Genomic DNA, 22,118 nt, shown 5'->3' on the forward strand with positions numbered 1-22,118 from the left:
GGCTCGGAGGGTACGTTGTACTGGTTATCGTTTTCAATAAGGCGGAGGTGCGGATGCTGCCGGTGACCTTGCTGACAGGTGTCGACGAGGAGTTCCGTGGCGCGGTCGCGGCCAATCTGCTGGCCGCCGGGCCGGCCGGGGTCCTGGTCGAGTACGACGTCAGTGGCCTGACCGACGGCTCCGTCGTACGGGTCGCCCGGACCGCCCGTGGCGTGATCGACCGCGACGTGATCCGGATGAGCCACCCGTGCGTCTCCTGCGCGATGCGTGGCTCGCTGGTGCAGCTGTTGCTCAGCATCGGGGCGGTCGAGCAGTACGACGTCGCGATCGTGAACCTGCCGTCCGCCGGAGATACCAAGGCGCTCGCCGAGGAGATCGCCCGGGACGGAGGCGGGGAGCTCCGGGTGGACGCGGTCATCACGACGGTCGACACGGGCAGTGTGATCGACGACCTGACCGGCGACCAGCTGGTCCGGGAGCGCGGCATCCCGACCGCGGCCGAGGACGGCCGGGCCATCGCCGAGGTGGTTGCCAGCCAGCTCGAGTACGCGAACGCCGCGGTCCTGAGCAGCGACGACGAGACCGCCCGGGCGCTGGTGCGGGCGATCAACCCGCAGTTGATCACCAGGACCACGCCGGCCGGGCTGCTCGGCGTACGGCTGCATGATGCCGCCGCCGCGGCCGAGCCCGGATCGATCGTGGCTCCGCTGCACGATGACGGCCCGGTGCGGACGCTCGTCTGGCAGTCGGACCGCCCGTTCCACCCAGAGCGGTTGTACGACGCGTTGGAGGACCTGGTCGCCGGGACAGCGCGCGGCCGGGGGACCGTGTGGATCGCGACCCAGCACCGGAACCGGCTGAGCTGGGACAGCTTCGGCACCAACATCGCCATCGGCGTCCTGGGTCCGTGGCTCGCGGATCTCCCCGCCGATCGCTGGCCCGCGGTCGGGCAGCAGCATCAAGCCCGGTCGGCGCTCGAGTGGCACCCCGAATCCGGCGATCGCGCGTCGTACCTGTCGATCACCGGAGTCGGTCTCGACGTCCGGGAATTACGGGAGCGCCTGGATGGTTGTGTCCTTCGTGCGGATGAAGCGGTCCACCCCCTGACCGATCCGTTCGCCCCTTACTTGGAAGGAAGTACCGCAGCATGAAGAAGGACATTCACCCCGACTACCGCCGGGTCGTCTTCCGGGACAAGTCCGGCAACTTCAGCTTCCTCACCGGGTCGACGCGCGAGAGCAACGAGACCATCGAGTGGCACGACGGGAACACCTACCCGGTCGTCGACGTCGAGATCTCGTCCGCCAGCCACCCGTTCTACACGGGTCAGCAGCGCGTCATGGACACCCAGGGCCGCGTGGAGAAGTTCAAGAAGCGCTACGGCCAGAAGTAACCGCTGTCGGCTTGAACCTGAATCGGGGCCTCGGACAGGAAATAACCTGTCCGAGGCCCCGTTTTGCTGTCTAAGGCTCGGATACGTCTCGGATTCGAGACGGCGGATTCGGGTCGCTGGTGTCTGTGGGCGGGTGTGGCAGCTCACACTGGGTGGATGGAACCGGTGGAGCTCGTGGGGGCCGGGCTGAGCCCGTTGGAAGCCGTGGCGCTGGGGCAACGGCGTACCGCGGTGCGGCTGAGTGACGACGCGCGGAAGCGGATGCACGAGTCGGCCACCGCGGTGGCCGAGGTCGCGCGCCATCGACCGGTGTACGGGCGGACCACGGGCGTCGGCGCCAACCGGGACGTCCTCACCGCCGACCCCGAGCACGGCGCCCGGTTGCTCGGATCGCATTCCACTACCGGTACGACGTCGTACCCGAAGGATGTGGTCCGGCTCGGGCTACTGATCCGGGTCAACCAGCTCGCCTCGGGCGGTTCCGGGCTCGAGCCCGAGGTCGCCGACGCGATCGTTGCCTTGCTCAACGATGACGTCCTGCCGGATCTGCACCGGGGCGGTGCGATCGGCACCGGTGACCTCGGTCCACTGGCCGAGCTCGGACTGGCCCTCGGCCCCGTCGTCGACGGAGTCAGCGCGCTCCCGCTGCTCTCGAGCAATGCGATCACCTTGGCCGAGTGTTGCCTCGCGTACGTCGAGGCCTCCACGCTCATCAACGTCGTACCGCTGGTCGGTGCGCTGTCGCATGTCGCGCTGCGCGGCAACGCCGAGGTGTACGACGTTCGCGTGCACGAGGCCCGTCCGCAGCCGGGGCAGATCCGGGTCGCGCGGCGGATGCGCGGGCTGCTCGACGACCTGCCGCTCCCGCCGGCCCGCATTCAGGATCCCTTCGGTCTGCGCGCTTTCGCCCAGGTACTCGGGCCTGCTGTCGACCACGTGGACGCGCTGGGCAACAGCCTGCGGATCGACATCAACGCCTCCGCGGAGAACCCGCTCGTGGCCGGCGACACCGTGCTGCACAACGGCAACTGGCACGCGATGCCGATCGCCCTCGCCCTCGACTCGCTCCGGCTCAGCCTGCACAGCGTCGCGACGCTGTCGACGTCCCGGGTGGCGAACCTGGTCGAACCGGAATTCACCGGACTCAGCCGGTTCCTGGCCAGCGGGGCCGAGGCGAGCTCCGGGGTGATGATGATCGAGTACGTCGCGCACGATGCGCTGGCCTCGGTTCGTTCAGCCGCTCAGCCGGCCACTCTCGGTACGGCGACGCTGTCGCGGGGAGCCGAGCACCACGCGAGCTTCGCGCCACAGGCCGCCGTACTGACTGCTCAGCTCCTGGACGCGCTGCGCGAAGTGCTGGCCAGTGAGTTGGTCACCGCTGTGCGCGCGATTCGCCTGGCCGGCTTGACGCCTGACGATCTCGCGCCGGCCGCGGTCGGCCCGTGGCTGGCGGATGCGCTCGCGGCTCTGCCGGGCGACTTGGCCGACCGTTCGCTGCGGGAGGACCTGGAGATCGCCCGCGGTCTGATGACCCAATGGGGCGACCGCCAGGTCGAGCATCCCGCCGAATCCGGCTAGAGCTCTTTGAGGTTGAACGCGGCGGCCATTGCCTTGAAACCGTCGGCGTTTGGGTGCAGGTGGTCGCCGACGTCGTACGCCGGGAGCATCTTGGACGGAGCCGCTGAGTCGCGGACCGCCTGGTCGAAGTCGATCGTCACCGCCGAGCGCCCGACCTGACGCAGAGTCCTGTCCGTAACTCCGGTAGCCGAGATCCCCGACGTACCAGGCGGCGTCACAGCGACCGACCAACTCCCGACCCAGGCAGGCGCCGGCCCAGCCGAGGCCGTCAGCGGGGTCGCGAGCAAGACAAGTGCAACAGCAAGCTGTTTGAGCCGACGCATAAGACCACCTTCGTCTGGTCGGACACGGAGATGTTGCCTCGATCTCACCTAAAGTCGCCGTCCCCTCGCAACCGGTCATCGCCCATCGGTAGATCCCCAGCGCCGGACGGCGGTTCGCTCAGCCGTGGAGGCGGCGGGTCAGGGCTGTGGCGGCTTGGCGGATTCGGTGGGCCAGGTGGGGGCGTTCGGAGGGCGGGACGGCGTCGGTGCGGAAGGTGACGCTGATGGCGGCGGCTGGGTGGCCGGCGTGGTCGACGGCGGCGCTGGCGACGGAGGCGACGCCGGGGGTGATGAAGGAGTCCTCGACCGCGAAGCCCTGGCGTTTCTCGTCGGCGAGGAGCCGGCGGAGTTGGGTGAGGGTCTGCGGTCCGTAGTCGGTACGCCGTACGAAGCTCTCCGGAGTGGGGAAGAGCGCGCGGACCTGGGCCGGCGGGAGCTCGGCGAGCAGCGCGCGGCCGGAGGCGGTGAGGGTGGCCGGGAGGCGTACGCCGACGTCGGTGACCAACGTGACCGGGCGAGGCGGCTGTTCCTTCAACAGGTAGACGAGCTCACGACCATGCAGTACGCCGAGATGCGCGGTCTGACCGACTTCCGCGACGAGCTGGACGAGCAGCGGCCGGGCAAGTCGCTCGAGCGGATCGTGCCGAAGGTACGCCGAACCGATCTCGAACGCGGCCACCCCGAGCCCGTACCGCTTCTCCTCGGGCAGGTGCACGACGAAGCCCTCGTCGATCATTGCCCGCAGCAAGTGGTACGTCGATGAGCGCGGCAGGTCGACCGCGGAGGCGATGCGCTCCATCGGTACCGGTCCGGGCTGGGTGGCCAGGAACGTCAGCACCCGCAGGGTCCGGGTCGAGGCGGGAACGTTGCCGCTCACAACGGCAGGGTAACCGTCCCGGTCTCAGATCCCGGACGATTGGCGCTTCTTGGCGCGGCTCCGCTTCAGCCAGAACCGCACGCCCTCGCCCGCTACGGCCAGCGCGAACAGCCCGCCGGCGACACCCCAGTCGAAATAGTCCTCGCCGGACACCAAGGCACCAACGAACAACGACAGGACGCCGAAGAACAACAGCGTCAGAGCGATCCGCATCAGAGGGTCTTCTCCGCGGTCCAGGCGGCCGACGACACGTGATAGCCGAGCCACGCGTTCACCGCGAGCATCGGCGCGTTCGCCGCGTCGTTCCCGGTGTTCGCCGTGACGAACCCCGCGTCTCGGGCCCGCGTCAGCGCCACCGACTTCACCACCTTGGCCAGCCCGCGCCCACGCGCAGCCGGGATCGTCCCGGTCAGGTTCGACCAGATCACCCGCCGCTCCGGATCCGCGGTCGTGGTCACGAACGACAGCACCGTGTCGCCGTCCAGCACCGCGGCACTGAGGTCGCGCCGCAGATCCGGGTTCCCCCAGTCGACGGCCAGCCATTCGTCGTACGGCGGTGCGAAGGACAGGCCACTGGGATCACCGTCGGCGACGGCGACCACGGCACGCCACAACTCCCGCGGATCCGCTTGTTCGTAGTTCACGACCTGTAGACCCGCGGGAAGGGCCGGCGGTTCCGGTACGGCGCTCAGTTCCGCACTGGAATGGCTCATCCGGCGACCGATGGTGAACCCACGCCGGGTCGCGAACTCCTTGGATTCGTCGTCGTCCGCGACGACGACCAGCAGGCTCGCCGCACCGGCCGCGGCGGCTTCCGCGCAGATCGTTTCCGCCAGGGCGCCGCCGATACCGCGCTTGCGCAGGTCCGGCGGGACCTGGACCGCGATCCGGACCCGCGGCGACCGGTCGTCGGGACCGGGCAGGAAGATGTTGCCGAAGCCGACCACGTCGGAGCCGTCGACCGCGATCAGCTCGACCCGGCCGGTGCCGCTGCGGAGCTGAACCTCGATCGCGCCGGCCGTCTTCACCAGATGTGGCACGGCCGCGGCCCAGACCCGAGCGATCCCCACCGCATCCTCCGGCCTCGCCGGCCGGATCTCGAACACCATTCCCTCACTCTAGGTGTCAGGTGGTCCACCAAGGTGTCTCAGATCCGAGACAGAAACTGTGCGGCGCTGCTGTCGGTTGCCGATGCCGCGCGGTGCAATATTCGAGTGGAACACACCAATGAAGTGATCGTTTGCGTCGGGCCGCTGACCGCGGCCGACGTGGTCGCGGTGGCGCGGCACGGAGCCCAGGTGCGGATCAGCGACCAGGCTCTCGAGGAGATCGCGAAGTCGCGGGCCGCCATCGAGGCCCTCGCCCACGCGGACACCCCGCACTACGGCGTATCGACCGGCTTCGGCGCGCTCGCGACCCGGCACATCGCGCCCGAGTTGCGCGCCCAGCTGCAGCGCAGCCTGGTCCGGTCGCACGCGGCCGGCTCCGGCCCCGAGGTGGAGACCGAAGTGGTCCGGGCGCTTGCCCTGCTGCGACTCTCCACCCTCGCCACCGGCCGTACGGGCGTGAAGGTCGAAACCGCCCAGGCGTACGCCGGTCTGCTCAACGCGCACCTGACTCCGGTGGTCCACGAGTACGGCAGCCTCGGCTGCTCCGGTGATCTCGCGCCGCTGTCCCACGTCGCGCTCGCGGTGATGGGCGAAGGTCCGGTCCGAGATGCCGAGGGCAATCTTCTCGACGCCCGGGATGCGCTGCCGGCGCACGGCCTGACGCCGGTCGTGCTGGCCGAGAAGGAAGGTCTGGCGCTGATCAATGGCACCGACGGCATGCTCGGCATGCTGGTGCTCGCGCTGGCCGACCTCGACCGGCTCTTCAAGACCGCCGACATCGCGGCCGCGATGAGCGTCGAAGGGCAGCTCGCGACCGACCGGGTGTTCGCGGCGGAACTCCAGGCCCTGCGCCCCCAGCCCGGCCAGGCCCTCGCGGCCGCCAACCTGCGCGCGATCCTCGCCGACAGCGCGATCGTCGCCAGCCATCGCGGCCCGGACTGCAACCGCGTCCAGGACGCGTACTCCTTGCGCTGCTCGCCGCAGGTGCACGGCGCCGCGCGCGACACGGCTTCCCACGCGGCCACCGTCGCGGGTTATGAGCTCGCCTCCGCGATCGACAACCCGGTTGTCCTGCCGGACGGACGGGTCGAGTCCAACGGCAACTTCCACGGCGCTCCGGTCGGCTACGTGCTCGACTTCCTCGCGATCGCCGTCGCGGACGTCGCGTCGATCAGCGAACGCCGTACCGATCGCTTCCTGGACGTCGCGCGCAACCACGGGCTGAACGCCTTCCTGGCCGACGATCCCGGGGTCGACAGTGGTCACATGATCGCGCAGTACACGCAGGCCGCGATCGTGTCCGAGCTGAAGCGGCTCGCTGTACCGGCCAGCGTCGACTCGATCCCGAGCAGCGCGATGCAGGAGGACCACGTCTCGATGGGCTGGTCGGCCGCACGCAAGCTGCGCAAGGCGATCGACGGGCTCCAGCGGGTGCTGGCGATCGAGATCCTGACCGCCGCTCGGGCGCTCGACCTGCGCGCGCCACTCACTCCGGCCCCGGCCACCGCCGCCGTCCGGACCGCCCTGCGGGCCTACGTCGAGGGACCGGGCACCGACCGGCACCTCGCCCCCGAGATCGAGCACTCCGTCCGGCTTGTTGCCGACGGCACCTATATCACCGTCACCGAGGCCGTCACCGGCCCGCTGAACTAGAAAGGCTGGATCACCCATGTCCGGACCCCGTCCTGTGCGCGCGCCCCGCGGTACCACCCTGACCGCCCGCGGCTGGCAGCAGGAAGCCGCGCTGCGGATGCTGCAGAACAACCTCGACCCGGAGGTCGCCGAGCACCCCGACGAACTCGTCGTGTACGGCGGTTCCGGCAAGGCCGCCCGCGACTGGAACTCGTTCGACGCGATGGTCCGGACCCTGACCACGCTGAAGGACGACGAGACCATGCTCGTGCAGTCCGGCAAGCCGGTCGGCGTCATGCAGACCCACGAGTGGGCGCCGCGCGTACTGATCGCGAACTCGAACCTGGTCGGCGACTGGGCCACCTGGGAGGAGTTCCGCAAGCTCGAGGCGATGGGCCTGACGATGTACGGCCAGATGACGGCCGGGTCGTGGATCTACATCGGCACGCAGGGCATCCTGCAGGGCACCTACGAGACGTTCGCCGCGGTCGCGGCGAAGAAGTTCGGCGGCTCGCTGGCCGGGACGATCACGCTGACCGCCGGACTCGGCGGCATGGGCGGCGCGCAGCCGCTGGCCGTCACCATGAACGACGGTGTCGCGATCTGTATCGATGTCGACTCCTCCCGGATCGACCGGCGGATCGAGCACCGGTACCTCGACGTACGCGCGGATTCGCTGGAGCACGCGTTGCGGCTGGCCGAGGAGGCCAAGAAGGCTCGACGGCCGCTGTCGATCGGTGTCCTGGGCAACGCCGCGGTGATCGTGCCGGAACTGCTGGAGCTGGGCGCGCCGATCGATATCGTCACCGACCAGACCTCGGCGCACGACCCGCTGATGTACCTGCCGGTGGGGATCGACTTCGACGACTGGACCACCGCCCGCGAGAAGGACCCGGCCGGTTTCACCGAGCGCGCGCAGGCCTCGATGGCCCGGCACGTCGCCGCGATGGTCGGCTTCCAGGACGCGGGTGCCGAGGTGTTCGACTACGGCAACTCGATCCGCGACGAGGCCCGCAAGGCCGGGTACCACCGGGCCTTCGAGTTCCCCGGCTTCGTACCGGCGTACATCCGGCCGCTGTTCTGTGAGGGCAAGGGACCGTTCCGGTGGGCCGCGCTGTCGGGCAACCCGGCCGACATCGCCAGGACCGACCAGGCGATCCTCGACCTCTTCCCGGACAACGAGCACCTGGCGCGCTGGATCAAGATGGCCGGCGAGCGGGTCGCGTTCCAGGGGCTGCCGGCAAGGATCTGCTGGCTCGGCCAGGGCGAACGCGACAAGGCCGGCGTCCGGTTCAACGACATGGTTGCCTCCGGCGAGCTGGAAGCGCCGATCGTGATCGGCCGGGACCACCTGGACACCGGCAGCGTCGCGTCGCCGTACCGGGAGACCGAAGGCATGCTGGACGGTTCGGACGCGATCGCGGACTGGCCGTTGCTGAACGCGATGGTGAACGTGGCCAGCGGCGCGTCCTGGGTGTCGATCCACCACGGCGGCGGCGTCGGGATGGGCCGGTCCATCCACGCCGGCCAGGTATCGGTTGCCGACGGCACCGACTTGGCCCGGCAGAAACTCGAGCGGGTACTCACCAACGACCCGGCGATGGGTGTCATCCGGCACGTCGACGCCGGCTACGACAAGGCCGCGGAGGTCGCGGCCGAACAAGGTGTCAGGGTTCCGATGCGGGAATCCTGACTGCCCTGACTGGGGCGGCGGGGCGGGGAAGGCAATAGCAGAGTGCGACTGTAGCAATCCCTACCGCTATGGTGCACTTTCTCGGGGAGCGAGAAACCGAGCGATCACGTGGCTTCGGTCTCTCGTTCCGCTAGGGTCGATCGGGCGACCGACGACGAGCGCGAAGGGGCGCCATGATCGAGTTCGAGGACGTCACCAAGCGGTATCCGGACGGCACCGTCGCCGTCGACACCTTGTCCCTGCGGATCCCGAGCAACGAGATCACCGTGTTCGTCGGTCCGTCCGGCTGCGGCAAGACCACGTCGCTGCGGATGATCAACCGTACGATCGAGCGGACCGGTGGGACGATCTCGATCGACGGTGAGGACATCAACGGCAAGGACGCGGTCACGTTGCGCCGCGGGATCGGGTACGTGATCCAGAACGCCGGCCTGTTCCCGCACAGGACGGTCGTGGACAACGTCGCCACCGTGCCGAAGCTGCTCGGCTGGGACAAGCGCAAGGCGCACAGTACGGCGATGGAACTGCTCGAGCGCGTCGGCCTCGACCCCAAGCTGGCCGGGCGGTATCCGGCCCAGCTGTCCGGTGGCCAGCAGCAACGAGTCGGCGTCGCCCGCGCGCTCGCGGCCGACCCGGCGATCATGTTGATGGACGAGCCGTTCAGTGCCGTCGACCCGATCGTCCGCCATCAGTTGCAGGAGGAGTTGCTCCGGCTGCAGCGCGACATCGGCAAGACCATCGTGTTCGTCACTCACGACATCGACGAGGCGATCAAGCTCGGCGACAACGTCGCCGTCCTGCAGGTCGGCGGCAAGCTGGCCCAGTTCGCCCCGCCGGCCGAGCTGCTCGCGAATCCGGTCGACGACTTCGTCCGGGGGTTCGTCGGGCAGGATCGCGGTTACCGGGCGCTGACGTTCGTCCATCCGGACGACTTGCCGCTCAAGCCGTTGCCGGAGGCGCTCGCGGTGCAGGACGGCGTGCCGGTCGGGTGGCGCAACGGGAGTGCGACGGAGTTGCTGCCGATCGGCTCCGTGTTCAAGCGAGGCGACTCGCTCCGTGCGGCCCTCGACGCCGTGCTCACCTCGCCGACCGGGTGTGGCGTGTGCGTCGACGACGACGGGCGTGCGATCGGGGTCGTCGACCAGGCCACCGTGGCCGAGGTGTTGCGATCATGAACTGGATCGCCGACAACATCGCGCTGATCTGGGAACAACTCCGCGAGCACCTCTACCTGGCGATCATCCCGGTGATCCTCGGGCTGATCATCTCGGTGCCCCTCGGGTACGTCGCCACCCGGTACTCCTGGCTGGCGAACCCGCTGATCGCCTTGGGTGGCGTGCTGTACTCACTGCCGTCGATCGCGTTGTTCATCGTGATCCCGGCGGTCCTCGGCACCAAGGTGCTGTCCACGGTCAACATCATCGTTGCGCTGACCATCTATACCGTCGCCCTGCTGATCCGCAACGTGATCGACGGACTTCGCTCCGTACCGGCCGACGTCCGGCAGTCGGCGGTCGCGGTCGGGTACGGCGCGTTGCATCGGGTGATCGCGATCGACCTGCCGATCGCCGTACCGGTGATCTTCACCGGGTTGCGCGTGGTCACGGTGGCCAACATCTCGATGGTCAGCGTCGGTGCTGTGATCGGCATCGGCGGATTGGGTGAGCTGTTCACGCTCGGCTTCCAGAAGGACTTCCTCACCCCGGTCGTGGTCGGCGTGGTGCTGTCGCTGCTGCTGGCGCTGGTCGCCGACGTGATCCTGGTCGCGCTGCAGCGACTCCTGACTCCGTGGGCGCGCGTCGCCGCTCCCGTGGGAGAGGTGGCCTGACATGTGGCAGTACCTCACCGACTCCTACAACTGGTCCGGGAACGAAGGGATCTGGGCGCGGATCGTCGAGCACGTCTGGTACACGTTTGCCGCGCTCGGGCTGGCCGCGGTGGTCGCGCTGCCGATCGGCCTGCGGATCGGCCACACCCGGCGTGGCGCGTTCCTGGCGATCAACCTCGGCAACGCCGCCCGCGCCCTGCCGAGCCTCGGCCTGCTGATGATCGCGGTCCTGCTGACCGACCAGATCGGCTTCCTGCCGGTGCTGATCGCGCTGTTCGCCCTCGGCGTACCGCCGATCCTGGCCTCGACGTACGCCGGGGTGTCCGGTGTCGATCCGGCCACGATCGACGCGGCCCGGGGGATGGGGATGACCGGCCGCGAGATCCTGACCAAGGTGGAGATCCCGATCGCGCTGCCGCTGATCATCTCCGGCCTGCGCAGCGCCACGCTGCAGATCGTCTCGACCGCGACGATCGCCGCGCTGGTGTCGCTGGGCGGTCTCGGACGCTACGTGGTCGACGGGCTGAAGCTCCGGGACTTTCCGCAGATGTTCACCGGCGCCCTGCTGGTGGCCCTGCTCGCGATCCTGCTCGACGTGCTCTTCGCGGTGATCGGCCGGATCACGGTCTCGGAGGGGCTCAAGATCGGCTGAACTGTCCGACGTACCTGATGAACTTGGCAACACCCATCGGCACCTGCCGGTGGCTGACGAGAACACTGGAGGCTCTCGTGTTGAGATCCACACTCATCCGTACTGCGATCGCCGGAGTGGCGGTGCTCGGCCTGGCCGGTTGTGGGGGTGGGGGCGACCAGCTCGGTAGCGACAACGCGGGCTCCTCACCCGCACCGTCCAAGGTGTCGAGCATCACCGTCGGCTCGGCCGACTTCTCCGAGAGCCAGCTGCTGGCGGAGATCTACGGCCAGGCCCTCGCCGCCAAGGGCATCGAGGTCAAGAAGAAGCCGAACATCGGCAACCGCGAGACCTACATGGCCGCGATCAAGGACGGGTCCGTCGACCTGGTCCCGGAGTACACCGGCGCCGCGCTGGCGTACTTCGACAAGAACTCCACCGAGACCGACCCGGACAAGGCGTACGACGCGCTGAAGGGCGCGCTGACGCCGGGCCTCGAGGTGCTGGAGATGTCGCCGGCCACCGACGAGGACACCATCGTGGTGACCAAGGCGACCGCGGACAAGTACAGCCTGAAGTCGCTGGCCGACCTGAAGCCGGTCGGCAAGGAACTGGTCGCCGGTGGTAGCTCGGAGTTCAAGGTCCGGTCGGCCGGTCTGAAGGGGCTGAAGGACAAGTACGGCGTCGAGTTCAAGGAGTACAAGACGCTGGACGCGGGTGGTCCGCTGAGCATCAAGGCGCTGTTGGACAACCAGATCCAGGTGACGAACCTGTTCACCACCCAGGCGGTGATCAAGGACGAGGGCCTGGTCCAGCTCGACGACCCGGAGAACATCCTGCCGCCGAACAACATCGTTCCGTTGATCCGGACCGACCACAAGTCCGACGACATCGTCGCGACGCTGAACGCGGTCGACGCCAAGCTGACTACCGAGGCCCTGACCGACCTGGTCAAGCGCATCGACGTCGGCAAGGAGAGCGCGGACGCGGTCGCGAAGGACTGGCTGTCGAAGAACCCGCTGTCTTGAGTTTCGAGGACATGTGGACGGCGCTGGCCGCCATCGGTCGTGACCCCGACACCGGGGGCTACCACCGGGGCGGCTGGACGCCGGCAGAACGCGAGGCGACGCACTGGTTCACCGACCAGTGCGCCACCCGCGGCCTGACCCTGGAGTCCGACGGCATAGGCAACCTCATCGCCTGGTGGGGTTCATCGGATCGCGCAGGTGTGGTGACGGGTAGTCATCTGGACTCTGTGATCGATGGAGGGGCGTTCGACGGGCCTCTTGGTGTGGTTTCGGCACTGGCTGCTGTTGATCAGTTGCGGGCTGAGGGGTTCACGCCGTCGGTGCCGATCGGCGTTGGGGCTTTTGTGGAGGAGGAAGGGTCGCGGTTCGGGATGCCTTGTCTGGGGTCTCGGGTCGCGGCAGGGGTGTTGCCTGCCGCGAAGGCGTTGGCTTTGAAGGATCGCTCAGGCGTGTCACTCGGTGCCGCGTTGGAGGCCGCGGGGACGGATCCGGCGGGCCTCGGGCCGTCGCCGTTGCTCGAGCGGATGGGGACGTTCGTCGAACTGCATGTCGAGCAGGGCCGCGGGCTGACGGCGCCGGTGGGGGTCGCGAGCTCGATCTGGCCGCATGGTAGGTATCGATTCACCTTCGGTGGCGAGGCAAACCACGCCGGCACGACCCTGATGGAAGACCGGCACGACCCGATGCTCACCTACGCCATGACCGCGCTCGCCGCCAACAAGCAGGCCCGCCTCGCCGGAGCCCGCGCGACGTTCGGCCGGCTCTCCGTCGAGCCCAACGGTACGAACGCCGTACCGTCCCAGGTCACCGCCTGGCTGGACGCCCGTGCCGCTACTGACGACGCTCTCCAGTCGTTGCTCTCAGCAATCACCAAGCAGGCGACCGAGCGAGCCGAACGCGACGGTACGACGCTCGAGGTGACGCCGGAGTCCGTGTCGCCGATCGTGGACTTCCCGGCCGGCCTGCGGGACCGGCTGGTCGACGTACTGGATGGTGCACCGGTGCTCCCGACCGGCGCGGGCCACGACGCCGGGGTGTTCTCGGCGGCCGGGATCCCGACCGCGATGCTGTTCGTCCGGAACCCGACCGGCGTGTCCCATTCGCCCGCGGAGTACGCCGAGTTGGACGACTGTCTCGCCGGCGTCGACGCGCTGGCCGCCGTGCTGAGGGACCTCGCCAAGTGACGTCGTACTGGTGCTCGACCGCTCTCCTCCCGACCGGCATCGCGTCGGGCGTCCTGGTCACAGTCGTCGACGGCCGTTTCGCTTCGGTCTCGGCCGACGCCGACCCCGGCGATGCTGTCCGCCTGGACGGGCTGGTGCTGCCAGGTCTGGCGAACTGCCACAGCCACGCGTTCCACCGGGCGCTGCGCGGCCGGACACAAACCGAGCGCGGCACCTTCTGGACCTGGCGCGAGCAGATGTACGCCGTCGCCGCGGCGCTGACCCCGGACTCGTACTACGACCTCGCCCGGGCCGTGTACAGCGAGATGCTGCTTGCCGGCATCACCGCGGTCGGCGAGTTCCACTACCTGCATCACGCCCCGGGCGGCCGCCGGTACGACGACCCGAACGCGATGGGTGCGGCGTTGATCGCGGCGGCTCGCGATGCCGGGATCCGGATCGCCTTGCTGGACACGTGTTACGTCGCCGGCGGGATCGATCAGCCGCTTAACGAGGTGCAGCAGCGCTTCAGCGATGGCGACGCCGCGGCCTGGGCGTCGCGCGTCTCGGTGCTGTCCGGCTCCGATGACGTCGTGGTCGGCGCGGCAGCGCATTCGGTGCGCGGGGTGCCGCAGGAACAACTCGGTGCGGTCGCCTCGGCGTTCCCCGACGTACCGCTTCATATCCATCTGTCCGAGCAGGTCGCCGAGAACGCGGCCTGTCTCGAGGCGTACGGGCGGACGCCGGCGCAGGTCCTCGACGAAGCCGGCTTCCTCAGTGGCCGGACGAGTGCCGTCCATGCGACCCATCTGACCGATGTCGATGTGGGGTTGCTCGGCAGTTCAGCGACGTACTCATGCTTCTGCCCGACCACCGAGCGGGACCTGGCCGACGGGATCGGGCCGTCGACGGCACTGCGCGACGGGGGGTCGACGTTGACGCTGGGGTCGGACAGTCATGCCGTGATCGACCTGTTCGAGGAGATGCGCGCGGTGGAGCTCAACGAGCGGCTCGCCTCCCAGGAGCGCGGTCACTGGTCGGCGCCGGAGCTGCTGCGTGCGGCAACGGTCGACGGTCATCGCTCGATCGGGTTCGGCGACGCCGGGGTGATCGAGGTGGGTGCGCGCGCCGATCTGGTCGCGGTCCGGTTGGACAGCGTGCGTACGGCGGGGACCGGCGGAGCCGCGGAGACCGCGGTGTTCGCAGCGTCGGCCGCCGACGTTCGTGATGTGGTGGTGTCCGGAAAGCATGTGGTTGCTGATGGCAAGCATATTTCGCTGGATGTGGCGGGCGAGCTGGCCGCCTCGATCGCGGCGGTGACTCGATGAGTTCTCTGCTGTTGACCGGGATCGGTTCGCTGGTGACCAACGATCCGGCGCGAGGTGACCTGCTCGGCGAGATTCACGATGCGGCGCTGGTGATCGAGGGCAGCAAGGTGGCGTGGGTCGGCTCACAGCGCGAGGCGCCCGCGGCGGACTCGTCGATGGACGTCGGCGGTCGGGCGGTGATCCCGGGGTTCGTGGACTCGCACTCCCACCTGGTGTTCGCCGGTGACCGGGCCGAGGAGTTCGCGGCCCGCATGACGGGTACGCCGTACTCCGCCGGCGGGATCCGGACGACGGTGGCGGCGACTCGGCAGGCCACCGACGAGCAGCTGACCGCGAACGTCGCCCGGCTGGTGACCGAGATGCGGCGGCAGGGGACGACGACGGTCGAGATCAAGTCCGGGTACGGGCTGACGGTCGGTGATGAGGCGCGGGCGCTCGAGATCGCGAGCCATTTCACCGACGAGACGACGTACCTGGGAGCGCATGTCGTCCCGGCCGAGTTCGCCGACGATCCGGCGGGCTATGTCTCACTGGTGACCGGGCCGATGCTCGACGCGGCCGCGGAGCACGCCAAGTGGGTGGACGTGTTTGTGGAGCGAGGTGCCTTCGACGAGGACCAGGGTCGTGCGATCCTCGAGGCCGGCTTGGCGCGCGGTCTGCAGGCCCGTGTCCACGCCAACCAGCTCGGCGAGGGTCCCGGCGTCCAGCTGGCCTGCTCAGTCGGTGCGGCCGCGGCCGACCACTGCACCTATCTCACCGACGCCGACATCGACGCCCTCGCCTCCACCGGTGTCGTCGCCGGCCTACTCCCCGCGATCGAGTTCTCCACCCGCTCGCCGTACCCGAACGCCCGCCGCCTCCTCGACGCCGGCGTCACCGTAGCCCTGGCCACCGACTGCAACCCCGGCTCCGGCTACTCCTCCTCCATGCCCTTCTGCATCGCCCTGGCCGTCCGCGAAATGCACATGACCCCCGCCGAAGCCCTCTGGTCCGCCACGGCAGGCGGCGCCGCCTCCCTCCGCCGCCCCGACATCGGCCACCTGACCCCCGGCGCCCAAGCCAACCTCACCATCCTCAACGCCCCCACCCACCTACACCTCTCCTACCGCCCCGCCGTCCCCCTCATCACCCAAACCTTCGTCGCCGGCCGCCCGGTCTAACACGAACGTCCGCGGGAGGGAGCGAACCCCCAGGTCATCGCAATCGTCACAGCGCGCGCCGGCCACGGCTGGCGGAGACGGTTTCGGCCGCATTGTGAAGGCCTGGAGATCCGGCCATCGCCTGCCGGATCACCTCCACCACCCAGGTGGGGTCGAACATCACGTCCTCCCAGGAGAAGCGGAGTAAACGCCAGCCGCGGATGGTGAGGTTGACGTGCCGGCGGCAGTCTCTGGTGAGTGCGGTCCGCGTGCCGTGATGCGCGAAGCTGTCGGCCTCGAGGGCAATCAGCAGTCCTAGGTGGCCAAGATCGATTCGGGCAGAGAATCCGTGGTCCCGAACCACGACCTGAGGTTCGAAACCGTCGATGCCCGCTTCGATCAGGATCGCCCGCAGGACGGACTCCAGCGGTGACTCCGCCCGGCCGTCCGCGGATGCCGCCACCCGCCGGGCCCGAAGGCAACCGGGACCGCTCAGCTCGGCGGCCGCGACCATCAGTTGCGAGCGATCGACCGCATGGAGCCGGAGGGCCGAGTCCGCGACGGTGAGGCCCGCGGCGAACGGCAAAGTACGCGCGCAGTCCAGGACGGTCCGGAGCTTGCCGGTCACGAACCCGTCGGCGGGAACGTCATCGGCCCAGTGCAGCTCGCACGCGACTGGACTCAATCGGCGGTGTTGCCCGCGCGGAACTGTGATGTGCGGCTCGGTCGGCAGGTCGAGCACCGAGAAACGGTGGAGGACGGCCGCACTCAGGTGGGACACGACTCCTGCCTGTGCACGGGCTGCGGCGAGTGGATCGGCAGCTGGAGGCATCGCGTAGACGCCCTTGGCGATCCGTCGGATCGCCCCGTCGGCCAGCGCCCCGCGGATGGCACGGGCCGAGACAGCAGCCCGCAGTTCCGCAAATGTCGCTGTCCCTCCGCGGCGTTGAAGAACCTCGATGACCAACACACGTCCGAGGATGACGGACCGTAGCGGATCGTGCCGAAGTTCGTCCACAGGCGGACCGCCAGCCCATCACATTCGCGCTTTGGCCCGCGGCGCGCGCGGGCAGCCCGGAGGTTGGCGCGATCGTGATGGCCTGGCGGTTCGCCAACCCAGGTCCTGATCGTCCCGACCAGGGGCTCAGACGGTCAGGTCCTTGGTGAGGAGGACGTTGGTGGTGCCGTTGGCGTGGCGTTGTTTGGCTACTTCTATGTAGTCGCGGGCGGCGTGGAAGGCGAGGCCGGCCTGGTCGGGTGGATCGGAGCGGACGCGGGTGACGGCGCGGTCGAAGGGCTGGGCGGCGCGTTCGATGGCGCGGTAGACCATCGTTGCGATGCCCTGGCGGTGGTGTTCGGGGTCGACGACGATCCGTTCGATGAACAGGAAGCGGTCGGCGTAGTTCTGGCTGAACCAGCCGAACTCGAGACCGTCGTACGCCGATCCCGGGGTGAAGGTGAGGACGAAGCCGGCCGGGCGGCCGTCCAGGTCGACCACCGCGGCGTGCGCGGCGATCAGGCGGAGCCAGTCAAGGCGGTCCGGGCCGAGTGGTTCGACCAGACCCTCCGCGGTGGCGTTGAGCGCAAGTACCGCGGCGAGGTCAGCGGCGGTCATAGGGCGGAGTCTCACGGTGACACCTTCCCACGGAAAACCTTTTCTCCGGCAGGGGTCAGTTCGGGTGCTCCCTGGCCCGACCCTGGCCGGGACCCGGAAATCCGGGGGTTGCCTTGGGAATGACCTGACCCATGTGCCATGTTGAGCCTAGTGAACTCAAGTTTGCTCGGTCACGGATTTGAAACCGAGGCGGGCGAACGGCAACATTGAGTCTGCATCACTCAAGTCCGGGGTTCCGGGGGACGTCCCCGAACTCACACAGTGTGGAGGTAAACACATGGCCCGCGCGGTCGGTATCGATCTCGGTACGACGAACTCCGTCATCGCCGTACTGGAAGGTGGCGAGCCCACCGTCATCCCCAACGCCGAGGGAGCGCGCACGACGCCCTCGGTGGTGGCCTTCGCCAAGAACGGCGAGGTCCTGGTCGGCGAGGTGGCGAAGCGCCAGGCCACCACGAACGTCGACCGCACCATCCGCTCCGTCAAGCGTCACATGGGCGAGAGCTGGAACGTGGACATCGACGGCAAGAAGTTCACCCCGCAGCAGATCAGCGCGTTCGTGCTGCAGAAGCTGAAGCGGGACGCCGAGGCGTATCTCGGGGAGCAGGTCACCGACGCCGTCATCACCACGCCGGCGTACTTCACCGACGCCCAGCGCCAGGCGACCAAGGAAGCCGGTGAGATCGCCGGCCTGAAGGTGCACCGGATCGTCAACGAGCCGACCGCGGCCGCGCTCGCGTACGGCTTGGACAAAGGTCACGAGCAGACCATCCTGGTCTTCGACCTCGGTGGTGGCACGTTCGACGTGTCCCTGCTGGAGATCGGCGACGGTGTCTTCGAGGTGAAGGCGACCAGCGGTGACAACCACCTCGGTGGTGACGACTGGGACAGCCGGATCGTCCAGTGGCTGGTAACCCAGTTCAAGAACAAGAACGGCACCGACCTGTCCGGCGACAAGATGGCCATGCAGCGGCTCACCGAGGCCGCCGAGAAGGCCAAGATCGAGCTGTCCGCCGCGGCCGAGACGACCATCCACCTGCCGTACCTGAGCCTGACCGAGTCCGGCCCGCTGCACCTGGAGGAGAAGCTCTCCCGGGCCGAGTTCCAGAAGATGACCAACGACCTGCTGGAGCGCGCCCGCGCCCCGTTCAAGGCCGTCATCAAGGACGCCGGCATCGACGTGTCGAAGATCGACCACGTCATCCTGGTCGGCGGTTCGACCCGGATGCCCGCGGTGGCCGACCTGGTCAAGGAGCTGACCGGTGGCAAGGACGCGTTCAAGGGCGTGAACCCGGACGAGGTCGTCGCGGTCGGCGCCTCCCTGCAGGCCGGTGTGCTGAAGGGTGAGGTCAAGGACGTCCTGCTGCTCGACGTCACCCCGCTGAGCCTGGGCATCGAGACCAAGGGTGGCGTGTTCACCAAGATCATCGAGCGCAACACCACGATCCCGACCAAGGGCTCGGAGATCTTCACCACGGCCGAGGACAACCAGCCGTCGGTGATGATCCAGGTCTACCAGGGCGAGCGGGAGATGGCGCGCGACAACAAGTCGCTCGGCAACTTCGAGCTGACCGGCCTGCCGCCGGCGCCGCGCAACGTGCCGCAGATCGAGGTCACCTTCGACATCGACGCGAACGGCATCGTGCACGTCAACGCCAAGGACCTGGCCACCGGCAAGGAGCAGCGGATGACCGTCACCGGCGGTTCCGCGCTGCCGAAGGACGACATCGACAAGATGGTCCGCGACGCCGAGCAGTACGCCGAGGAGGACCGCAAGCGCCGCGAGGCGGTCGAGTCCCGCAACCAGGCCGAGAGCCTCGTCTACCAGACCGAGAAGTTCCTGTCCGAGAACGAGGACAAGATCCCCGACGACGTCAAGACCGAGGTCAAGGATGGCGTCGCGGAGCTGAAGAAGGCGCTCGAGGGTGACGACGCCGACACGATCAAGGCCGCGTCGGAGAAGCTCGCCCAGTCCAGCCAGAAGATGGGTGCCGCGATGTACGCGAACGCCCAGGCCGCCGGCGGCTCCGAGGACAGCAGCACCTCGTCCGACGAGAGCAGCTCGAGCAGCAACGACGACGACGTGGTCGACGCCGAGATCGTGGACGAGGACCGGCCGCAGGACAAGACGGAGGACAAGTGACGGATCGACCGACTGGCAGAGAGTTCGGCGACGGCGAGCCCGTCGTCCGGGACAAGCGCCGGATCGACCCGGACACCGGCGCGCTGCGGGAGCCTTCCGAGGCTCCCGCGGCGGGTGCCGCACCGGGCATGCCGGGCACCCCGGGTGCCCAGCCGCCACGCGACCCGTCGGACCTGATCGGCCCGTCAGCCCAGGAGGCTCTGTTGACCGAGGCGCTCGCCGAGCGTACGGCGGACCTGCAGCGACTGCAGGCCGAGTACGTCAACTACAAGCGCCGGGTGGACCGGGACCGGGAGGCGAGCCGCGAGCTCGTCATCGGGTCGGTCCTGACCGAGCTGCTCGGGATCCTGGACGACGTCGGCCGGGCCCGGGAAGCCGGTGAGCTCGAAGGTGCGTTCAAAGCGGTCGCGGAATCGCTGGAACGGGTCACCGAGAAGCTCGGCCTGGTGAAGTTCGGTGAGAAGGGCGACTCCTTCGACCCGCGGATCCACGAGGCCCTGCTGCACAACTACTCCGACGAGGTGGACGGCCCGACCGCGACGATGGTCATGCAGCCGGGGTACCGCCTCGGCGAGCGTGTCCTGCGGGCGGCCCGGGTGGCCGTCTCGGAACCGACCGAGCAACTACCGGCCGACGCCGTACAGGCCGACGTACCGGTGGAGAACACAGATGACGACAAGGCCGCGGACCAGTCCGCGGAGTAACGGACTCGATGGGAGGGGAGGCGTCGGATGAGCACGAAGGACTGGCTCGAGAAGGACTTCTACAAGGTTCTCGGCGTCTCCAAGACCGCCGAGGCCGACGAGATCAAGAAGTCCTACCGCAAGCTGGCGCGCAAGTACCACCCCGACTCCAACGCCGGTGACGCGTCCGCGGAGGCCAAGTTCAAGGAGGTCTCCGAGGCGTACGACGTCGTCGGCGATCCCAAGAAGCGCAAGGAGTACGACGAGGCGCGCCGGCTGTTCGGCAGCGGCGGCTTCCGGATGCCGGGTGGCAGTGGTCAGGGCGGCGGCGGGTTCAACTTCGACGTCGGCGACCTGTTCAACCGCGGCGGTTCGGGTGCGGGCGGCGGCGGTGGCGGCCTCGGCGACATCCTGGGCGGCATGTTCGGCGGCGGTGGTGGCCGGACCACGACCAGCACGTCGACGGCCCGGCCGCGGCGCGGTGCGGACATCGAGACCGAGGCGTCGATCGAGTTCGCCGAAGCCGTGAACGGTGTCACCGTGGCGCTGCGGATGACCAGCGACGAGCCGTGCAAGACCTGCCGGGGCACCGGCGCGAAGTACGGCACGGTGCCGAAGGTCTGCCTGAAGTGCGAGGGCACGGGGATGCAGACCTCGGTCCAGGGCGGCGTGTTCGCCATGACCGAGCCGTGCACCGAGTGCAAGGGCCGCGGCCTGGTCGTCGACCAGCCGTGCGAGACCTGCCACGGCTCCGGCCGCGGCCAGTCGAGCAAGACCATGCAGGTCCGCATCCCCGCGGGCGTGCAGGACGGCCAGCGGATCCGGCTGAAGGGCAAGGGTGCGGCCGGCGAGCGAGGTGGCCCCGCCGGCGACCTCTACGTCACCGTGCATGTCCATGCCCACCGGATCTTCGGCCGGCAGGGCGAGCACCTGACGCTGAACGTCCCGGTGAGCTTCACCGAGGCCGCGCTGGGCGCCGAGATCAAGGTGCCGACCCTGGACGGCATGCCCGTCACGGTCCGGATCCCGGCCGGAACGGCGAACGGCAGCAAGCTGCGCGTCCGTGGCAAGGGTTCGGTACGGCGGGACGGCACCAAGGGCGACATCCTGCTCACCCTCGAGGTGCAGGTCCCGCACGAGCTGACCGAAGAGCAGCGCGCCAAGCTGCAGGAGTTCAGCTCGACGTCGGACCAGCCCGATCTGCGGGCCGGGTTGTTCGGGAGCTCGTGATGGGTATCCCGTTCAGCCAGGTGCCGACCTGGGACGACCGCACCCCGATCTACGTGATCTCGGTGGCGGCCCAGCTGGCCGGCATGCATCCGCAGACCCTGCGCCAGTACGACCGGCTCGGCTTGGTGACGCCGAGCCGGGCGTCCGGCCGGGGCCGGCGGTACTCGGCGTACGACGTGGCGAAGCTGAGGTACGTGCAGCATTTGTCACAAGAAGAGGGCATCAACCTGGCGGGAATTCGGCACATCCTCGCGCTACAGTCGGAAGTGGAGGACCTGCGAAGGCGGGTCAACCAGCTCCTGGCAGAAGTCCAGCGTGGTGTCGGTGTGTCACGGCAGAACACGGGCAGCCGGGTCTTCTCGGCCGGTCCGGCCGGCGACGTGATCGCGATGGGCCGGCAGCAGACGACGACCCGCTGGATCCGGACCCAGCCCCTGGAGCTGGGCCCCCGCTGACGAGCGAGCGGGTCCCCCGCTGACCAGCACCCAGCTCCCGGCCGCGCCCGGGCTCTGAGCCCCACCGTTTCGCGCGGCACCCGGAATGGGTACAAAGCACGTGCTCTTCCGGCACAGACCGCCGGAGGCCTCCGAACCCCCACCCCTCGGAGCCTTCGGCCAGTGGAGGTCGTCGTCCCCCCGACGCCTCCACAGTCGAAGGCGCGCCGTCCCCCCGGCGCCCTTCGACCCCCGCAGGGTGGTCCCTCACCGGACCGCCCTGCGGCTCGC

At 68.9% G+C, this 22,118-nt stretch carries 22 protein-coding genes; 16 read left to right on the forward strand and 6 right to left on the reverse strand.

From position 1 onward, the window contains the following. Positions 1-53 precede the first annotated feature (53 nt). The 3 genes from AB0E63_RS05135 to AB0E63_RS05145 all read left to right on the forward strand — a co-directional run bounded on the left by AB0E63_RS05135 (position 54) and on the right by AB0E63_RS05145 (position 2,971). The gene (locus AB0E63_RS05135; RefSeq protein ID WP_360361595.1) at positions 54-1,151 is read left to right on the forward strand and encodes a GTP-binding protein; all 1,098 of its coding nucleotides are present in this window, start codon (positions 54-56) and stop codon (positions 1,149-1,151) included. Next, a complete protein-coding gene (locus tag AB0E63_RS05140) occupies positions 1,148-1,393 on the forward strand; it encodes a type B 50S ribosomal protein L31 (RefSeq protein WP_325024287.1) in 246 nt (81 codons plus the stop codon). The genes AB0E63_RS05135 and AB0E63_RS05140 overlap by 4 nt, the downstream gene beginning before the upstream one ends. Positions 1,394-1,549: 156 nt before the next feature. Further along, entirely contained in the window at positions 1,550-2,971 is a 1,422-nt protein-coding gene (locus AB0E63_RS05145) for an aromatic amino acid lyase (protein WP_360361599.1), read from the forward strand. Here AB0E63_RS05145 and AB0E63_RS05150 read toward each other — a convergent pair. The 4 genes from AB0E63_RS05150 to AB0E63_RS05165 form a co-directional block, all read right to left on the reverse strand. Beyond that, positions 2,968-3,294, reverse strand: coding sequence for a hypothetical protein (locus AB0E63_RS05150; RefSeq protein WP_360361602.1), 327 nt, complete (start codon positions 3,292-3,294; stop codon positions 2,968-2,970). The two genes, AB0E63_RS05145 and AB0E63_RS05150, sit on opposite strands and share 4 nt — an antisense overlap. A gap of 118 nt (positions 3,295-3,412) precedes the next feature. After that, a complete protein-coding gene (locus tag AB0E63_RS05155) occupies positions 3,413-4,171 on the reverse strand; it encodes an IclR family transcriptional regulator (RefSeq protein ID WP_360361605.1) in 759 nt (252 codons plus the stop codon). A gap of 24 nt (positions 4,172-4,195) precedes the next feature. After that, positions 4,196-4,384, reverse strand: a complete 189-nt coding sequence (locus AB0E63_RS05160; protein WP_360361608.1) for a hypothetical protein — start codon at positions 4,382-4,384, stop codon at positions 4,196-4,198. After that, a complete protein-coding gene (locus AB0E63_RS05165; protein ID WP_360361610.1) occupies positions 4,384-5,280 on the reverse strand; it encodes a GNAT family N-acetyltransferase in 897 nt (298 codons plus the stop codon). Before AB0E63_RS05165 ends, AB0E63_RS05160 begins: the two co-directional genes overlap by 1 nt. A gap of 105 nt (positions 5,281-5,385) precedes the next feature. Between AB0E63_RS05165 and hutH the strand changes: the two genes are divergently transcribed. The 9 genes from hutH (at position 5,386) to hutI (ending at position 15,743) form a co-directional block, all read left to right on the forward strand. Further along, a complete protein-coding gene (gene hutH / locus AB0E63_RS05170) occupies positions 5,386-6,933 on the forward strand; it encodes a histidine ammonia-lyase (protein WP_360361612.1) in 1,548 nt (515 codons plus the stop codon). A 16-nt stretch (positions 6,934-6,949) separates the two neighbouring features. After that, positions 6,950-8,605: a urocanate hydratase gene (gene hutU, locus AB0E63_RS05175; protein ID WP_360361614.1), complete on the forward strand. Its 1,656-nt coding sequence runs from the start codon at positions 6,950-6,952 to the stop codon at positions 8,603-8,605. Between the two features lie 173 nt (positions 8,606-8,778). Further along, positions 8,779-9,780, forward strand: a complete 1,002-nt coding sequence (locus AB0E63_RS05180) for an ABC transporter ATP-binding protein (protein ID WP_360361616.1) — start codon at positions 8,779-8,781, stop codon at positions 9,778-9,780. Next, positions 9,777-10,433 carry an ABC transporter permease subunit gene (locus tag AB0E63_RS05185; RefSeq protein WP_360361619.1) on the forward strand — a complete coding sequence of 219 codons (657 nt, stop codon included), beginning with the start codon at positions 9,777-9,779 and terminating at the stop codon, positions 10,431-10,433. The genes AB0E63_RS05180 and AB0E63_RS05185 overlap by 4 nt, the downstream gene beginning before the upstream one ends. A 1-nt stretch (position 10,434) precedes the next feature. Further along, positions 10,435-11,085 carry an ABC transporter permease gene (locus tag AB0E63_RS05190; protein WP_360361622.1) on the forward strand — a complete coding sequence of 217 codons (651 nt, stop codon included), beginning with the start codon at positions 10,435-10,437 and terminating at the stop codon, positions 11,083-11,085. A gap of 77 nt (positions 11,086-11,162) precedes the next feature. After that, positions 11,163-12,092, forward strand: a complete 930-nt coding sequence (locus AB0E63_RS05195) for an ABC transporter substrate-binding protein (RefSeq protein WP_360361625.1) — start codon at positions 11,163-11,165, stop codon at positions 12,090-12,092. A gap of 11 nt (positions 12,093-12,103) precedes the next feature. Then, positions 12,104-13,276 (forward strand): allantoate amidohydrolase, encoded by a 1,173-nt coding sequence (locus AB0E63_RS05200; protein ID WP_360361664.1) that lies wholly within the window; start codon positions 12,104-12,106, stop codon positions 13,274-13,276. After that, on the forward strand, positions 13,273-14,583 hold the full coding sequence (locus AB0E63_RS05205; protein WP_360361629.1) for a formimidoylglutamate deiminase: 1,311 nt from the start codon (positions 13,273-13,275) through the stop codon (positions 14,581-14,583). Before AB0E63_RS05200 ends, AB0E63_RS05205 begins: the two co-directional genes overlap by 4 nt. Next, positions 14,580-15,743, forward strand: a complete 1,164-nt coding sequence (gene hutI, locus AB0E63_RS05210) for an imidazolonepropionase (RefSeq protein ID WP_360361631.1) — start codon at positions 14,580-14,582, stop codon at positions 15,741-15,743. The genes AB0E63_RS05205 and hutI overlap by 4 nt, the downstream gene beginning before the upstream one ends. Positions 15,744-15,789: 46 nt before the next feature. Here hutI and AB0E63_RS05215 read toward each other — a convergent pair whose 3' ends face one another. Together AB0E63_RS05215 and AB0E63_RS05220 are read right to left on the reverse strand one after the other, a co-directional pair. Then, complete coding sequence (locus tag AB0E63_RS05215) at positions 15,790-16,692, reverse strand: type IV toxin-antitoxin system AbiEi family antitoxin domain-containing protein (RefSeq protein WP_360361634.1); 903 nt, start codon at positions 16,690-16,692, stop codon at positions 15,790-15,792. Between the two features lie 174 nt (positions 16,693-16,866). Next, a complete protein-coding gene (locus AB0E63_RS05220; protein WP_360361637.1) occupies positions 16,867-17,337 on the reverse strand; it encodes a GNAT family N-acetyltransferase in 471 nt (156 codons plus the stop codon). A gap of 277 nt (positions 17,338-17,614) precedes the next feature. Here AB0E63_RS05220 and dnaK point away from each other — a divergent pair, with 277 nt between their 5' ends. Genes dnaK through AB0E63_RS05240 form a run of 4 tightly spaced genes read left to right on the forward strand, consistent with a single transcriptional unit; the run spans position 17,615 to position 21,848 of the window. Beyond that, entirely contained in the window at positions 17,615-19,480 is a 1,866-nt protein-coding gene (gene dnaK / locus AB0E63_RS05225; protein ID WP_360361639.1) for a molecular chaperone DnaK, read from the forward strand. Further along, positions 19,477-20,184 (forward strand): nucleotide exchange factor GrpE, encoded by a 708-nt coding sequence (grpE, locus tag AB0E63_RS05230; protein WP_360361642.1) that lies wholly within the window; start codon positions 19,477-19,479, stop codon positions 20,182-20,184. Before dnaK ends, grpE begins: the two co-directional genes overlap by 4 nt. Positions 20,185-20,211: 27 nt before the next feature. After that, positions 20,212-21,393, forward strand: a complete 1,182-nt coding sequence (dnaJ, locus tag AB0E63_RS05235) for a molecular chaperone DnaJ (protein ID WP_360361645.1) — start codon at positions 20,212-20,214, stop codon at positions 21,391-21,393. Beyond that, positions 21,393-21,848: a helix-turn-helix transcriptional regulator gene (locus AB0E63_RS05240; RefSeq protein WP_360361648.1), complete on the forward strand. Its 456-nt coding sequence runs from the start codon at positions 21,393-21,395 to the stop codon at positions 21,846-21,848. The genes dnaJ and AB0E63_RS05240 overlap by 1 nt, the downstream gene beginning before the upstream one ends. Positions 21,849-22,118: the final 270 nt, after the last annotated feature.

The organism is Kribbella sp. NPDC026596, from assembly GCF_040638415.1.
In the GTDB taxonomy this organism is placed as follows: Bacteria; Actinomycetota; Actinomycetes; order Propionibacteriales; family Kribbellaceae; genus Kribbella.